This is a genomic window from Streptomyces sp. NPDC048420 (assembly GCF_040651535.1).
GTDB lineage: Bacteria > Actinomycetota > Actinomycetes > Streptomycetales > Streptomycetaceae > Streptomyces.
Map to the genome: position 1 here is coordinate 33,879 of NZ_JBEZKG010000007.1, position 15,046 is coordinate 48,924.

Annotated in this window: 14 protein-coding genes; all 14 read right to left on the minus strand. The window is 70.3% G+C overall.

Annotated elements, in window-relative coordinates; genetic code table 11:
• Window positions 1–73: 73 nt before the first annotated feature.
• On the minus strand, window positions 74–859 hold the full coding sequence (locus AB0D34_RS13775) for an SDR family oxidoreductase (protein ID WP_362661083.1): 786 nt from the start codon (window positions 857–859) through the stop codon (window positions 74–76).
• The gene (locus AB0D34_RS13780; RefSeq protein ID WP_362661084.1) at window positions 856–1,647 is read right to left on the minus strand and encodes an SDR family oxidoreductase; all 792 of its coding nucleotides are present in this window, start codon (window positions 1,645–1,647) and stop codon (window positions 856–858) included. The genes AB0D34_RS13775 and AB0D34_RS13780 overlap by 4 nt, the downstream gene beginning before the upstream one ends.
• Window positions 1,631–1,927, minus strand: a complete 297-nt coding sequence (locus AB0D34_RS13785; protein ID WP_362661085.1) for an antibiotic biosynthesis monooxygenase family protein — start codon at window positions 1,925–1,927, stop codon at window positions 1,631–1,633. Before AB0D34_RS13785 ends, AB0D34_RS13780 begins: the two co-directional genes overlap by 17 nt.
• A 36-nt stretch (window positions 1,928–1,963) precedes the next feature.
• A complete protein-coding gene (locus tag AB0D34_RS13790) occupies window positions 1,964–2,914 on the minus strand; it encodes an aromatase/cyclase (protein ID WP_362661087.1) in 951 nt (316 codons plus the stop codon).
• A gap of 73 nt (window positions 2,915–2,987) precedes the next feature.
• Complete coding sequence (locus tag AB0D34_RS13795; protein ID WP_362661088.1) at window positions 2,988–3,965, minus strand: aldo/keto reductase; 978 nt, start codon at window positions 3,963–3,965, stop codon at window positions 2,988–2,990.
• 44 nt (window positions 3,966–4,009) lie between these two features.
• A complete protein-coding gene (locus AB0D34_RS13800; RefSeq protein WP_362661089.1) occupies window positions 4,010–4,471 on the minus strand; it encodes a cupin domain-containing protein in 462 nt (153 codons plus the stop codon).
• 47 nt (window positions 4,472–4,518) lie between these two features.
• Entirely contained in the window at window positions 4,519–5,442 is a 924-nt protein-coding gene (locus AB0D34_RS13805; RefSeq protein ID WP_362661091.1) for an amidohydrolase family protein, read from the minus strand.
• A 237-nt stretch (window positions 5,443–5,679) separates the two neighbouring features.
• Window positions 5,680–6,405, minus strand: a complete 726-nt coding sequence (gene araD, locus AB0D34_RS13810; protein WP_362661092.1) for an L-ribulose-5-phosphate 4-epimerase AraD — start codon at window positions 6,403–6,405, stop codon at window positions 5,680–5,682.
• Between the two features lie 22 nt (window positions 6,406–6,427).
• Window positions 6,428–7,939 carry an L-arabinose isomerase gene (gene araA / locus AB0D34_RS13815; protein ID WP_362661093.1) on the minus strand — a complete coding sequence of 504 codons (1,512 nt, stop codon included), beginning with the start codon at window positions 7,937–7,939 and terminating at the stop codon, window positions 6,428–6,430.
• Between the two features lie 14 nt (window positions 7,940–7,953).
• Complete coding sequence (araB, locus tag AB0D34_RS13820) at window positions 7,954–9,633, minus strand: ribulokinase (RefSeq protein WP_362661095.1); 1,680 nt, start codon at window positions 9,631–9,633, stop codon at window positions 7,954–7,956.
• A 46-nt stretch (window positions 9,634–9,679) separates the two neighbouring features.
• Window positions 9,680–10,699 carry an ABC transporter permease gene (locus AB0D34_RS13825; protein WP_362661096.1) on the minus strand — a complete coding sequence of 340 codons (1,020 nt, stop codon included), beginning with the start codon at window positions 10,697–10,699 and terminating at the stop codon, window positions 9,680–9,682.
• Window positions 10,696–12,273 (minus strand): sugar ABC transporter ATP-binding protein, encoded by a 1,578-nt coding sequence (locus AB0D34_RS13830; protein ID WP_362661097.1) that lies wholly within the window; start codon window positions 12,271–12,273, stop codon window positions 10,696–10,698. The genes AB0D34_RS13825 and AB0D34_RS13830 overlap by 4 nt, the downstream gene beginning before the upstream one ends.
• A 2-nt stretch (window positions 12,274–12,275) precedes the next feature.
• Window positions 12,276–13,421 carry a substrate-binding domain-containing protein gene (locus AB0D34_RS13835; protein WP_362661099.1) on the minus strand — a complete coding sequence of 382 codons (1,146 nt, stop codon included), beginning with the start codon at window positions 13,419–13,421 and terminating at the stop codon, window positions 12,276–12,278.
• 281 nt (window positions 13,422–13,702) lie between these two features.
• Window positions 13,703–14,752: a substrate-binding domain-containing protein gene (locus AB0D34_RS13840; protein ID WP_362661100.1), complete on the minus strand. Its 1,050-nt coding sequence runs from the start codon at window positions 14,750–14,752 to the stop codon at window positions 13,703–13,705.
• Between the last annotated feature and the right edge of the window lie 294 nt (window positions 14,753–15,046).

Sequence of the window (15,046 nt, forward strand, 5' to 3'; positions counted from 1 at the left end):
CGGACTTGGCAGGCGAAGAGGGCAGGGGCGGCGGGGCGTTGGGGTGGGGAGGCGTTCGGGGTGCGGCCTGCGCTCAGGCCAGCAGGCCGAGCCCGCCATCCACCGTGATCACCTGTCCGTGGAGCCAGGCCGCCTGGTCCGTGGCCAGGAGCGTGACGAAGTCGGCCACGTCGCGCGGCGTGGACAGCCGTCCGGCGGGGGTGCGCCGACCGAGGAACTCGGCGATGCTCCGGTTCGGGGTGAGTTCGCCCTTGTCCAGGAGGGCGGTGGCCACGGCGTTGACGGCGATGCCCCGGCCGGCCAGTTCCACCGCGAGATAGCGCACCAGGTTCTCCACGGCGGCCTTGGCGACACCGACGTTCACATAGCCGGGAATCACCGAGTGCGCACCATTGCTGGAAACCACGATGATGCGTCCCGGCCTGCCCGCCATCAGTTCAGCGAGCCGGGGGCCGCCGGACAGCAGCGGGTTCAGCGCGAGGTCGAGTTCCGCTCGGAAGCTCTCCGGATCCGGGCCGACAGCGGTGTTGTACCGGAACGTCGCGGCGTTGTGCACGAAGACGTCCAGACCGCCCCGCTCCTCGGCCACCCGGTCGAGCAGGGCGTGGAACGCGGCCCCGTCTCGGACATCGGCGCGGACCGCGACCGCCGTGCCTTTCAGTCCGGCGAGCTCCTCGACGGTCTGCCGGGCGCTGTCGTCGTCCCGGTGGTAGTTGACGTAGACATCGCATCCGGCCGCGCACAGCTGCTGGGCGATGGCGCGGCCCAGGCCGCGGGCGGCTCCGGTGACCAGGGCCACCCGGCCGTCGAGGCCGAGCATCGCGGGTTCGGTACCGGCCGTGTCGTCGCGGGCGCTCACGGCTTCACCTCCAGGAAGGGGGACTGGTGACCGGGAACGCCCGCGGGCCGCAGCCCGGGCTCACCGGTGACGATCACGGGTTCTCCGTGCGGTTCCGTGGCCGCGTCGGTGAGCCCCAGCACGACGGCTGCCACGCGTTCGGGGGTGGTCGGTGGAACCGGTGAGGGCGGGTGCCCGACTCCGGGACGGGCGATCGGGCCGGGGGCGACACAGCGCACGCCGATGCCCTCGGCGGCGAGTTCGGCGGACAGGCCGAGAACCAGGCCGTGCACGCCCGCCTTGGCCGCGCACAGGTGGGCCGCCATCGGCCGGCCGCGCAGCCCGGCCACCGACGAGACCAGGACGACTCGGCCGGCCGGCGCGGCTCGCAGCAGCGCCAGCCACGACCTGACGAGCAGGAAACCGCCGGTGACATCGGTGTCCAGGACTTCACGGAACTCCGCCGCCGACAGGTCGGTGACGGACACCGGGCGGCCCCGGTACCCGGTGACGAGGCTGACGATGGCGTCCACCCGGTCCAGACCTGTGGCCCTGGCCCGGTCCACCGCGTGCTCCATGGACTCGGGGTCGGTGACGTCCGCCGCCAGGGCCAGGGCCGTGACACCGAACTTGCCTTCGAGTCGCTCGGCGAGCCGGTGCAGCCGGTCAGCCGAGCGGCCCAGCAGGACGAGGTCCGTCCCCTGGGCCGCGGCGGACTCGGCCACGGCCGTTCCCACGAGACCTGTCGCGCCGGCGATGAGCAGCCGCCGGTTCATCGGGGCCGCCGCCCCGTCAGAGGACCGGAGCACCTTCGAGCACCACGGTGTAGAGGTCGGGGTCGGGAATCGCGACGTCCGCGAGCTGCCTGATGTGCGCACCGAACTCGGCGCTGGCCAGAACCCGCTGGTGGTCGGCCTGTGTCTGCCAGAGGGCAACGTTGACGTAGACATCGGGCCGGCCCAGGGATCGGTGCAGCTTGAATCCGAGGAAGCCCTGCTGGCTGCGCATGAACTCCGCGCTCTGGGCCCAGATCTGCTCGAATTCCTCGGTGCTTCCCTTGACGGTGAACTTGTTGATCAGAGTGACCATGGTCGTTCCTCTCTCGGTGTGGTGTCGGGCGACCGCTCAGGCCGCGGCCGTGCTCAGTACCGTCAGCTGCTGAAGGCTGTCGCCGATGTCCGCCGACAGGCAGTCGCGCACCCGCTCGGCGACACGGTCGGACCCGCGCCGACCGTGGCGCGGCGCGGAGAGCAACGCCCTGCGGTGGACGCCGACCCGCAGTTCGCCGGTGGCATCGGCACCTGGGGTCACCGTCCACTCGTCGGTGAGGGCGAGCAGGACTGCGGGCGGACGGAGCCGCTTGGTGACGACCCGCCCGCCGGGCAGGCTGAGGCAGACCGTCAGCCGTGCGCCGCGCCGGCCGGGCTGCACGGCCAGGAACACGTCGTCCGCCACCGGGACGCGCAGCGCGCCGGAGAGTGACGGCGGCGTGTGAAGATCCGTCAGGAGCCGGTCGGGGCCCGCCGCTTCGATCCGGACCTGCGCGGTGCCGCTGAGGTCGGCCACCGCCCGGGCGGTGCCGTGCGGCAGGTGAGCGGCGGTCCGCAGGCCCGTGAGCTGGGACTCCGTGGCGGCTTCGACCATGGGGCGGATCCAGGGGTGCCGGCCGGTGCCGCCGTCGGCCATCACCTCGTGGGTCAGACTCACCTCGCAGGTGTCCGGGTCCGGCACCGCGCGGAACTCCCAGGTACCGCCCATGGACAGCAGCGGCGGCTGCGGCGTCTCCTGGCCGAAGACGATGGTGGGCACCGGGGTCCGGCGGAAGGTGCGCCGTGCCGTCCAGCTGCGGACGATCCCTGGCGCGGGTGTGGTGTCGCGGCCGGCCGACACGGCTGCCTCGAAGGCGGAGTCGACGTCCACGGCCCACAGCCTCAGCCGGTCCGAGTCAGCGGACTGTTCCATGACCTCGACGTGCACGATGTTCTCGAACAGCAACGGCCACCATCGGACATCGGCCACCAGTTCGTGCACTTGGTCGGCGGGCCGGCGGACGACAGTGGTGTGCTTGACCTTCATGGCAACTTTCCTTTCGGGCCGTGGGAAACGAGCACGGGGCACCCCCGGGGACGAGGCCGGGGAGACGGCGGCGTCAGACGTCGATGGTCCTGAGCAGAGGTGCGGGATACCGCTCGCCGAGCGCGGCCGGGATCACGTCGCTGAGCCCCTGGATCTCGTCCGGGGTCAGCGCGACCTCCAGGGCGGCCACGTTCTGCCGCAGGTAGGTGCGGCGCTTGGTGCCCGGGATGGGGATGACGTCCTCGCCCTGGGCGAGAAGCCAGGCAAGGGCAAGTTGCGCCGGTGTGACGCCTTTGTTCTCGGCCAGCTCGTACAGGACCGGAAGGAACGTCATGTTCCGGTAGAGGTTGTCCCCCCGCAGCCGGGGATCGTTGCGCCTGAAGTCCGCCATGGCCAGTCGGTCCATGGTCAGGTCACCGCTGAGGAACCCGCTGCCGAGCGGCCGGTAGGCGACCAGGGACACGCCCAGCTCCCGGAGCGTGGGCAGGATCTCCCGTTCGACGTGTCGCTCCCACAGCGAGTACTCGGTCTGCACCGCGGCGACCGGATGCACGGCGTGGGCACGGCGCACGGTGGCGGCGGAGACCTCACACAGACCGATGTGGCCGACCTTGCCCGCCTCGACCAGTTCGCCGAGGACCCCGATCGACTCCTCCACAGGTACGTCGGGATCGACCCGCGCCAGGTAGTACAGGTCGATGCGGTCGGTCCCGAGCCGGGTCAGCGACGCGTCGATCCGCGACTTGATGAACTCCGGCCGCCCGTTGACTCGCGGGGGTCCGCCCGCGACGGCCTCCATCCCCGTCTTCGAGGCGATGACCGCCTCGTCCCGCCGCCCGGCGAGCGCCGCGCCCACGACCTTCTCGCCGGCCCCGTCGGGCCCGTAGAAGTCGGCGGTGTCGATGAGGGTCACGCCCAGGTCGAGGGCGCGCTGTACGGTGGCCGATGCCTCGGCCTCGTCCACCGGCCCGTACGAGCCGCCCATACCCATGGTGCCCAGGCCCAGGGCGGATGCCCGCAGTCCTCCTCGGCCCAATCGCCGGTCGTCCATGACTCACTCCAGGTCGTTGTCCGTGCTGTGACCGGTACCGGCGGTCAGGCCGGTTCCTGGTCGTAGCGGTCGAAGATCTCCTTGAGCACCTCGGGGGTCGCCTGTCCGGGCGTGATGGCGTCGATCTCCCGGAAGTGGTTCTCGTAGCCCGCCGGATTGATGACGCTGAGGAGAGTGCCCGGCTCGTCCCCGATGTTCTTGAAGGCGTGCGGAACACCCCGCGGTGCGTAGCAGAACGCGCCGGGGCCGGCTTCGATCAGTTCGTCACCGGTCAGTACCTCGAAGCGCCCGCGGACCACGTAGAACGCCTCGGTGTGGGTGCGGTGCAGGTGGGGCGGGGCGTTGCCGCCCGGCGGGAAGACGGCCTCGATCATGGCAAGGGAACCGTCCGTGTCGTCGCCGCTCAGCTTCATCGAGAAGCTGTTGCCGAAGATGTTCAGGTGCTCTCCGCCGGCGGGTGGCAGCAGGACGTAGCGACGGCGGGCCGCGGAATGGAACGTGGTCATGGCAAGTCCCTCGGTGTGGCGGGCCCCATGAGGCCCGGCGGGCGCGGTCAGTCCTTGATTCGGCCGGGGAACAGCGCCTGGGCGTTGGCGTGGTTGATGCCGTCGCGCTGCTCGGGCGTCATGTCGTGGGTGTCGAGGAAGCCGTTGTAGTAGGGGATCTCCTCCTCCGCGAACGGCCAGTCGCTGCCGTACAGGACGTGTCCGGGGCGGGCGAAGGCAAGAAGGCTGGGCAGGCTGGAGGGGCTGGCCGTGAGGGCGGTGTCGAAGTAGAAGGAGCGCATCTGCTCCACGACGTCCGCCGTGCTGAGGTCGCCCCAGGTGGCGGGCGCGGTGGCCATGCGGTGGGCCGCGAAAGGCACGAAGCCGCCGCCGTGCGACAGGATGATGCGCACGTTCGGGTACTTCACCGTTCGCCCCGTGCGCACCAGGTCGATCGCCGTGCGCACCGTGTCGAGCAGGTAGTCCGCGACGTACGACGGGATGCCCGGCGCGGGGGTACCGCCGACGCCCGTGGGGTGGGTGAACAGGACGGCGTTGCGGCGGTCGAGCTCCTCGAAGACGGGCTCGAACTCGGGGTCGCCGAGATAGCGTCCGTGCACATTGGTCGGCAGCAGAACGCCGTCGGCTCCGAACTCGTCGTAGGCGACACGGATTTCCTCCAGCGCCGCGTCGACATCGGGCAGCGGAAGGGTGGCGAAGAATCCGAACCGGTCCGGGTAGTCCTTCGCCATCTCGGCGGTGAACTCATTGACCTCACGCGCCTTGGGGGCGAGGTCCTCCGCGTCCAGCCTGAGGCCGATCGGGGCCGTCGAGACGATCGCCGTCCGGATGCCGTGGTCGTCCAGCATGCGGATCGTGCGGGCGACGCTCCACGGTACGGGTCGCGCCTTGTACAGCCCCTTCTCGATCAGCCAGTTCCGGTAAGCGGGTGGCAGCACGTGGTGGTGTGTGTCGACGCGTCCTGCAGACATCGGCTCTACCTCGCTTCGGTGACGGTGAGAGTGACTCCGTGGCCCGCGGGGGCGAGCCGAAGCGAGACTGGCAACGAGTACTAGCGGCAACCTGGAGAATGGGTGGGACGACCGGGGCCCGGGGCTGGGCGACGGAACCAGCCTGCGACGAGCGGTCTGAGGCCCGTCGCTACCTGGGCCTCGACTCCGACGGACTTCGGACTTCGGGGGAACGAACAAGCTGGGCGGAGCAATCGGTCATCTGGCGGGTGTCATGTCCGGGTTTCCGTAGTACGCGTCGGGGCCGTGTTTGCGGGTGTAGTGGCGCTCCAGGAGGTGGGCGGGGGGTGGTGAGGTCGGGGACAGGGACAGGGTGTGGAGGGCGATGTCGGCGACGGCTTCGCAGATGATCGCGTGTTCCAGGGACTTGCGGGCGGTGGTGCCCCAGGTGAAGGGGCCGTGGTTCGCGACGAGGGCGGCGGGGACTTCGGCTGCCTTCTGGTCGTCTTCCTTCAGCATGTCGACGATGACGCGGCCGGTGTTGTACTCGTAGTCCTTCGCGCACTGTTCGGCGGTCAGGTCCCGGGTGACGGGGATGGGGCCGTTGAAGGTGTCGGCGTGGGTGGTGCCCAGGACGGGGATGTCGCGGCGGGCCTGGGCGAAGGCGACGGCGTGGGTGGAGTGGGTGTGGGTCACGCCGCCGACGGACGGGAACGCCAGGTACAGGCAGCGGTGGGTCTCGGTGTCGGTGGAGGGGCGCAGGTCGCCCTCCACCACGGCACCGTCGGACAGGCGGACCGTCACCAGGTGGTCGAGGGTGAGGTCTTCATACGGCACTCCGGACGGCTTGATCACGAAGACCCCGGCCTCCCGGTCGACACCGCTCACGTTGCCCCAGGTCAGTGTGGCCAGGCCGACGTGAGGGATGGCCAGGTTGGCGTCCAGTACCTCTTGCCGCAGGCCGTCGCGGACTCGTACGGTCATCAGTTCTCTCCTGGGATGGCCGTCACAGGGCCTGGGCGAGGCGGTGGTACGCCGCGTTCCAGCGGATCTCCTTGGCCAGTTGCTCGACGCTGGTGTCCGCGCCAATGGTCAGGAGTTCGACGCCGGTCATGGAGGCGTAGTCCGTCAGGGTCTCGGGGTCGACGGCGGAGGTGAGGACGGTGTGGTGCGGGGCGCCAGCCAGCAGCCAGCTCTCCGCCGACTCCGCGAGTGAGGGACGCGGCTTCCACACCGCCCGGGCCACGGGGAGTTGGGGCAGCGGCTCGGCAGGCCCGACGACATCGACCTCGTTGGCGGTCAGGCGGAAGCGGTCGCCCAGGTCGGAGAGGCCGACGACGAGGGCGGGGCCGGGGGCGGCGTCGAAGACGAGCCGGACGGGGTCCTCGCGGCCGCCGATGGACAGCGGGTGGATCTCGCAGCTGGGCCGGGCGGCCGCGATCGAGGGGCAGACCTCCAGCATGTGTGCGCCCAGGATGCGGGGTGTGCCGGGGCCCAGGTGGTAGGTGTAGTCCTCCATGAAGCTGGTGCCGCCGGGCTGTCCCTGGCCCATCACCTTCAGCACGCGCAGCAGGGCGGAGGTCTTCCAGTCGCCCTCGCCGCCGAAGCCGTACCCGTCGGCCATCAGCCGCTGGACCGCGAGGCCGGGGAGCTGGCGCAGCCCGCCGAGGTCCTCGAAGTTGGTGGTGAACGCGGTGAAGTTGCCCTCGGTGAGGAAGGTGCGCAGGCCCAGTTCCTGGCGGGCGGCGTACAGGAGGGAGTCGTGGCGGATGCCGCCGGGGCGCAGGGCCGGGACCACGTCGTACGACTCGACGTACTCGGCGGCCAGTTCGGCCGCCGCCTTGTCCTCGACCGCGTCGACCACGGCGACCAGGTCGTTGACACCGTAGGTGTTCACCGAGAACCCGAACCGCAACTGCGCCTCGACCTTGTCGCCCTCGGTCACGGCCACATCGCGCATGTTGTCGCCGAAGCGGGCCAGGCGCAGGGTGCGCGAGGCGTGCCGGCCGACGGCGGCCCGCGCCCAGGCGGCGACACGTCGTACGACTCTGGGGTCGGTGGCGTGACCTGCGACGATCTTCCGGTCGACGCCGACCCGGGACTCGATGTGGCCGAACTCGCGGTCCCCGTGGGCCGCTTGGTTGAGGTTCATGAAGTCCATGTCGATGCTCGGCCAGGGCAGCGACAGGTTGTACTGGGTGTGCAGGTGCAGCAGGGGCACGTCCAGGGCGGACAGGCCCGCGATCCACATCTTGGCCGGGGAGAAGGTGTGCATCCACACGATGACACCCACGCAGGTGTCGGAGGCGCTCGCCTCCTGGCACAGCCTGCGGATCGCGTCGGCGTCGGTCAAAACCGGCTTCCACACGACCCTGACCGGGATCTTCCTGCCGAGGGTCTCGGAGATGCTCCGCGACTGGTCGGCCACTTGGCGCAGGACGTCGTCGCCGTACAGGCCCTGACTGCCGGTGAGAAACCAGATCTCCTGGTCGGGATAGGGGGTGGTGTTGGTGTCCATGAGGGTGGGTCCTTTCAGGAAGAGGCTTCGGCGCGCAGAGCGCGCAGACGGTGCATGACGTCGTTGGTGCCGCGGCCGAAGTAGTCGTGCAGGACCCGGTATTCGGCGTACAGGCGGTCGTAGGCCGCGGCCCGCTCCGGGTCCGGCTGGTACACCCCGCGGTCGGCCTTGCCCATGGACCGGGCGGCGGCCTGGATGTCGTCGTACGCCCCCGCCGCCACCGCCGCGTGCATCGCCGCGCCGAGGGCGGGGCCCTGTGCCGAGCCGATGACCCCCAGGGGGCGCCTGGTGACGTCGGCGTAGATCTGCATCAGCAGGGCGTTCTTCGTCAGGCCGCCCGCGATGATCAGTTCGCCGACCGGTACGCCGGCCGTCTCGAACGCCTCGATGATGGTGCGGGTGCCGAAGGCGGTGGCCTCCAGCAGGGCGCGGTAGACGTCCTCGGGGCGGGTCGACAGGGTCAGGCCGACCATCACACCGCTGAGGTCGTGGTCGACCAGGACGGAACGGTTGCCGCTGTGCCAGTCCAGCGCGATCAGCCCGTGCTCGCCCACCTGTTGCCCGGCCGCGAGGGCCGTCAGGTGTTCGTGCGCGTCGCGGCCGAGGGCGGCGGCCTGTTCGGCGTACACGGCGGGAAAACCGGTGCGGACGAACCAGCCGAAGATGTCGCCGACGCCGCTCTGTCCCGCCTCGTAACCCCACAGGCCCGGCAGGATGCCGCCGTCGACGACCCCGCACATGCCCGGTACCGTCCCGTCGCGGTCGGAGCTCATCACATGGCAGGTCGAGGTGCCCATGATGGCCACCATCTGTCCCGGCTCCACCGCGCCCGCCGCGGGTGCCGTCACATGGGCGTCGACGTTGCCCACGCAGACCGCGATGCCCTCGGGCAGTCCGGTCCAGGTCGCCGCCTCGGCCGTCAACCCGCCTGCGCGGGAGCCGAGTTGGCCAACTGGCTGATCCAGTTTCTCCGTCACGAAGTCGGCGAAGCCGGGGTTCAGCGCCTCCAGGTAGGCGCGCGAGGGATACGCGCCCTCCTGGAGCTGGCCCTTGTAACCGGCGGTGCAGGCGTTGCGGACGTACGTCCCGCACAGCCGCCACACGATCCAGTCCGCCGCCTCCACCCACCGCTCCATGCGGTCGTAGATCTCGGGGTCCTCCTCCAGGAGCTGAAGCGCCTTGGCGAACTCCCACTCCGAGGAGATCTTCCCGCCGTACCGCGCCAGCCACGGCTCCTTGCGCGCCGCGGCCAATTCCGTGATCCGGTCGGCCTGCGCCTGGGCGGCGTGGTGGCGCCACAGCTTGACGTAGGCATGGGGGCGGTCGCTCAGGCCGGGCAGCTCGCACAGCGGGGTGCCGTCGGCGAGCGTCGGCACCATCGTGCAGGCGGTGAAGTCCGTGCCGATACCGACGACTTGATCCGGACGCACACCGGCTCGGGCAAGGGCCTCGGGGACGGCGTGACGCAGTACGTCGATGTAGTCCGACGGCACCTGAAGGGCCCAGTCCGGCGGCAGCCCGGTACCGTCCGGCAGTTCCCGGTCAAGGACCGCGTGCCGGTACGCGTGCTCGGCGGTGCCCAGCTCCGCGCCGTCCCGCACGCGGACCACCACGGCCCGTCCGGACAGCGTCCCGAAATCGACTCCTACGACGCAGGGTTCCGGGTTCGTGGCTGTCTCGTGTCCGGCGTTCACCGGCGCCTCCTCATGTCGGTCTACGGTGGTAAGAGCGGCCGGCGTGCTAGCTCCGGCTTCGGCCGAAGTACCGGGCCCGCGCCCGGTCGAGCAGGATCGCGACGCCCAGGACCGCACCCTGGACGACCTGTTGGTCGTAGGGACTGACCTTCAGGGCGAGCAGGCCGTTGGTGATGAACTCCAGCAGGATCGCGCCCGCCGCGATGCCCGCGATACGGCCCTCGCCGCCGGACAGCGACATCCCGCCGACCACCGCCGCGGCGATCGCGGTCAGTTCCCAGCCGGCGCCGACGGAGGGGTCGGCGACGTTCATACGGCCGATCACCAGGATGCCGACCAGGCCTGCGAGGGCGGAGCTGGCGATGTAGGTGGAGGTGATACGGCGGGCGGTCGGGATTCCGGCGAGCCGGGCGGCCTCCTTGTTGCCGCCGACCGCGTAGATCTGGCGGCCCACGTAGGTGCGCTCCAGGACGAACCAGGCGACGGCGGCCGCGCCGACGAAGAACAGGGCGGGGACGGGGACTTGGCCGAGGTAGTACTGGCTGAGGTTGCTGAACAGCGGGTCGAGGTTGTTGATGGGCGAGCCGCTGGTGATGGCGAGCGCGGTGCCCTGCGCGACGGTGTAGGTGACCAGAGTGATCACGAAGGGCGGCACGTTGAGGCGGGTGACCATGACGCCGTGCCAGAGGCCGACGCCTGCGGTGATCACCAGCGTGAGCAGGATCGCGAGGGGCGCGGGCAGGCCCTCGTTGACGTTCATCCAGCCGGCCAGGATGCCCGCCAGACCGGCGAGCGCGCCCACCGACAGGTCGATGCCGCCGGTGAGGATGACCAGTGACTCGCCGATGGCGAGGATGCCGACCTGGGAGAGGTCGCGGCCCATCACCTGGAGGTTGCCCACCGCCGTGTACGTCTCGGCGTTGGCGGCGATCGCCGCGAACACCACCACGCAGGCGATGATCACGCCGGCCTCCGGGGAGGCGGCGAGTCTGCGGGCGAGGGTCTTCACGGCCGAACGGGACGGCGGCGCGACCTCGTTCGGGGCGAGCGTGGTCTGCGCGCTCATGCTGTGGCTCCGTTCGTCACGTGAGGGTTGTCGGAGGGAGCGGTGCCGGCCGCGGCCGTCATGATCCGCTCCTTGGTGGCGTCGGCCCGGTCTATGACCGTGGCCACCCGCCCGTGGTTCATCACCGCGACGCGGTGGCAGATCCACAGCAGTTCCTCCAGTTCGGAGGAGGCGACCACGATCCCCATGCCCTGCTCGGCCGCCTGGTCGATCAGCTTGTAGATCTCCGCCTTCGCGCCCACGTCCACACCACGGGTGGGTTCGTCGAGCAGCAGCAGACGCGGTTCGGCAGCGAACGCCCGGCCGAAGATGGCGCGTTGCTGGTTGCCGCCGGACAGCGAGCCGATCGGCTGCTCCACCGACTGCATCCGCACATTGACGTTCTCGGTGATCTTCCGTGCCTCGGCGCGCTCCCGGCCCGGGCCGAGCAGCCCCCGGGTGCTGATCCGCTTAAGCACCGAGACGACGACGTTCGCCCGGATCGACGCGAACAGCACGAGCGACTGCTCCTTGCGGTCCTCGGGGATCAGGGCGATCCCGGCCGCCACGCCGTCACCGGCGCCCCGGGGCCGGTAGGGCTCGCCGCCCAGCAGCATCCGGCCGCCGGTCGAGGGCTGTGCCCCGGCGATCGTGTGAACCAGGCGGCTGCGGCCCGACCCCATCAGTCCGGCCACGCCGAGGATCTCGCCCTCGCGCACCTCCAGGTCGACCGGTCCGAGGCCGTCGGCGGTCAGGCCCTCGGCGCGGAGCAGGACCGGGCTGGTGGCGGGCGGTGCCTTCGGTTCGCCCTGGGCGACCTCGCCGCCGACCATCTCCCGGATCAGCCGTTCCTCGGTGGCCTCGCCCGGTTCGAGGTCGGCGACCAGCCTGCCGTTGCGCAGCACGAGCACGCGGTCGCTGATGTCCCGTACTTCGTCCAGCCGGTGCCCGATGAACAGCACGGTGCCGCCGCGTTCGGCGAGTTGGCGGGCCAGGCCGAGCACCATGGCGGCCTCGACCGGGCCCAGGGAGGAGGTCGGCTCGTCCAGGATGAGCAGCTTGGGTTCGCGGCCCCAGGCCTTGGCGATCTCGATCATCTGCCGGGTAGGCACCGGAAGGGTGCGCACCTCCCGGTTCACCGGGATCGTCTCGGCGGACAGCCCGATCTCCGCGAGCATCGCGCTCGCCTCGGCCCGCTGAGCCGTACGGTCCACCAGGAGCCGTCGCTTCGACTCGCGCGGGCGACGGCCCAGGAGCAGGTTCTCGGCCACCGAGAGCTGTCCGACCAGCGGGAACTCCTGGGAGACCATGGCGATGCCGAGCTGTCCCGCGGCCTCGGTGGACCCGGCGGCCAGGGGCTCGCCGTCGATCAGGATCTCGCCGCCGTCCCGGTGGACCGACCCGGCCAAGGTGCCCATCAGCGTGGACTTCCCGGCACCGTTCTCGCCGACGACGCCGATCACCTGACCGGCGTAGAGGTCGAGTTCGGGCAGATCGAGGACGCGTACCGGACCGTACGACTTGTGGACTCCCCGCAGCCGCGCGGTGACCGCGCGGTCCGGGGCGGTCTTCTTGGCCGCCTTCGTGGAGGTCATGCTCAGCCGATCCCGAGCTGCGACTCAAGGGACTGGTAGGCGCCCAGGTCGGACTTGGTGACCAGGCCGACGCCGGAGCTCAGGGTCGAACCGTCCTTCTCCAGGTACGGCTTGACGAGCGCCATGGTCTTGTCCTTGCCCAGCACCTTCTCCGCGGCCAGGATGTACGCCCCGGTGTAGCCCTGCTGGTACGGCATCTGCACCACGGTGCCGGAGATGACACCGGACTTGATGAACTTCAGCGTCTGGGCGTCGGAGTCGTCGGACACGATGTGCACCGAGGCCGTCTTGCCCGCCGAGGTCACAGCCTGGGCCAGCGCGGGACCGTCGTAGGAGAAGACGCCGTAGAGGCCGTTGACGTCCGGGTTGTTGGCGAGGATGGTCTCCGCGTCCGAAGTGGCCGTACTGGCCTGGAGGTTGTCGTTGACCTTCTGGGCAACGGTGATCTTGGTGCCCTTGAGTGCTGCCTCGAAGCCCGCGATCCGCTGGGTGGCGTTGGACGCGGTGAGCGAGCCGACCAGGATCGCCACCTTGCCCTTGCCGCCCAGTACTTGCTTCATCGCGGTGCCCGCCTGGAAGCCGGCGGTGTAGTTGGGGGTGCCGAGGTAGAGCGAGGCGGCGTCGGTGCCGGGCAGCGGGGAGTCGATCGCGAGGACGCTAATGCCCTTCTGGACGTCGGTGTGGATGGTCCCGGCGGCCGAGGTCGGGTCGATCGCCGAGATCGAGTAGCCGGTGACGCCCTGCGAACGCAGCGTCTCCAGCTCGGAGTTCTGCTCGGTCAGCTTGCCGTTGGGCGGGGCGAAGTAGGTGCACTTGCTCTTCGCGATGCCGAGGTCGGAGCAGCCCTTGAGGAAGCCGACCTGACCGGCCTTCCAGTAGTCGGCGGCCACGTTCACGACCATCGCGATGTCGACCTTGGACAGGTCCTTGCCGGCCAGCGCGGACTTCAGCGCGGCGTCGAGCTTGGCGAGGTTGGCCTGGTTGAAGGTGACCGAACCGGCCAGGGTTACGGGGGCGGCGGCCTTGGTGCCGCTGCCCGATCCTGCGGTGTCGGAGCCGCCCGCGCTCTTGGAGCAGCCTGCGGCGGCGAGGGAGAGGAGGACGGCGGTCGCGACGGCTATGGTGCGGGGCCTTCTGGCACGGGTCATGGGTGGTCAACGCCCTTCGTTGCATGGCGAGTTGAGGGTTCGAGAAGACAGGGATCGTGAGGAGCGCACGCCGGTTCACGGGCATGCCGGTGTGCGAGGGGGCTCAGCAGGGTGAGCGCGGCGAGGGCACGAGGTTGCCTGACAGCAGACCTGGACGGGGAAGACGCCGACCGCTCGAAGCGACGATCCGAGGTTGAGCTTCGTGCCACGTAATGGCACGCGGCTCACAAAGGGCCCTGTGGGTCAGGGCGTTACTGTTCCGAGGTGCTACCGGGGGTCGGTCATGTCGGGCTCTCTGTTCGGTGTCGCGGGCGGGTCGCCGAGGTCCGCACGACAAGGCTGGGCGGTATGACGATGTGGGGTCTGTCGCCGGACGCGGGGATCCCGGCGTCCGGGTCACCGACGATCTCGATCAGCGCGCGCAGGGCACGGCGGCCGAGTTCGTCGAAGTCCTGGCGGACGGTGGTCAGCGACGGGCCGAAGTACTCGGTCTCCGGCATGTCGTCGAAGCCGACGACGCTGATGTCCTCGGGCACCCGGCGCCCGCCCTGCTGCAGGGCCCGCAGCAGGCCGAGGGCCATGTGGTCGTTGGCGCAGAACACCGCGGTGACCTCGGGGTCGGCGGCGATCCGGCGGCCGTGCTCGTACCCGGTACGGGCCGTCCAGTCCGCGCCGGCCAGCGGTTCGGGCACGGTGGCGCCCCGCTTCTCCAGGGTGGCGCGCCAGCCGGTCTCGCGTTCCTGCGCGTCGAGCCAGGAACGCGGCCCGGCCAGGTGGTGCACCGTGCGGTGGCCGAGGTCGAGCAGGTAGGAGGTGGCGAGTTCGGCACCGGCCTCGTTGTCCACGGCGACCGAGACCAACGCGGTGTGGGTGCCGCAGCCGACCGCGACCAGGGGCACGTCCGACGGCACGTTGGCGAGTGCGCCCACCGCGGCGGTCTGCGGTGCGATGACGACGATCCCGGCCACCCCCTGGTTGCGCAGCCGCTCGACGGCGTCCAGCACCGAACTCCGGTCGAGGGTGCCGACGGCCGCCACGGTGACGACGTACTCGTGCTCCCTGGCGGCCTGCTCGATGCCGTAGAGCATGCAAGCGGGGCCGTACAGCGTGGTGTTGAAGCTGATCACACCCAGGGTGCGGGTGCGGCGGGTGGCCAGGGTGCGGGCCGCGGCGTTGGGCCGGTAGCCGAGTTCGCGTACAGCGGCGAGGACCCGTTCCCGGGTGCGGGGACGGACGTTGGGGTGGTCGTTGAGGACCCGGGACACGGTCTGGTGCGAGACACCCGCGATCCGGGCCACGTCCGCCATCACCGGCGCGCGCTCTGTGTCCACGGTCCACCTCCTCACACGCCTTCGTGTTGTACACGTTCGTGTTGTGTACGTCGTGACGAATTGTTAGCGCACACATTCTTCGACGGTCAAGGTGATCCGGACGCCGTGGGGGCGTGGATTCCCAAGGGTGCGGAATTCGTCAAGTCCGCTCTGACCTGGGGATACTGCCTCACTGAAGATCACTCTCTGCATGTCCGGGCACTCGGGTAAACAGACGGCACAGCTTTTGTTTTGGGACTCTTGACTGTTCAACCGTGTTGACCCGGCATTCATCCAGCCGTAAAAAGACGGAGC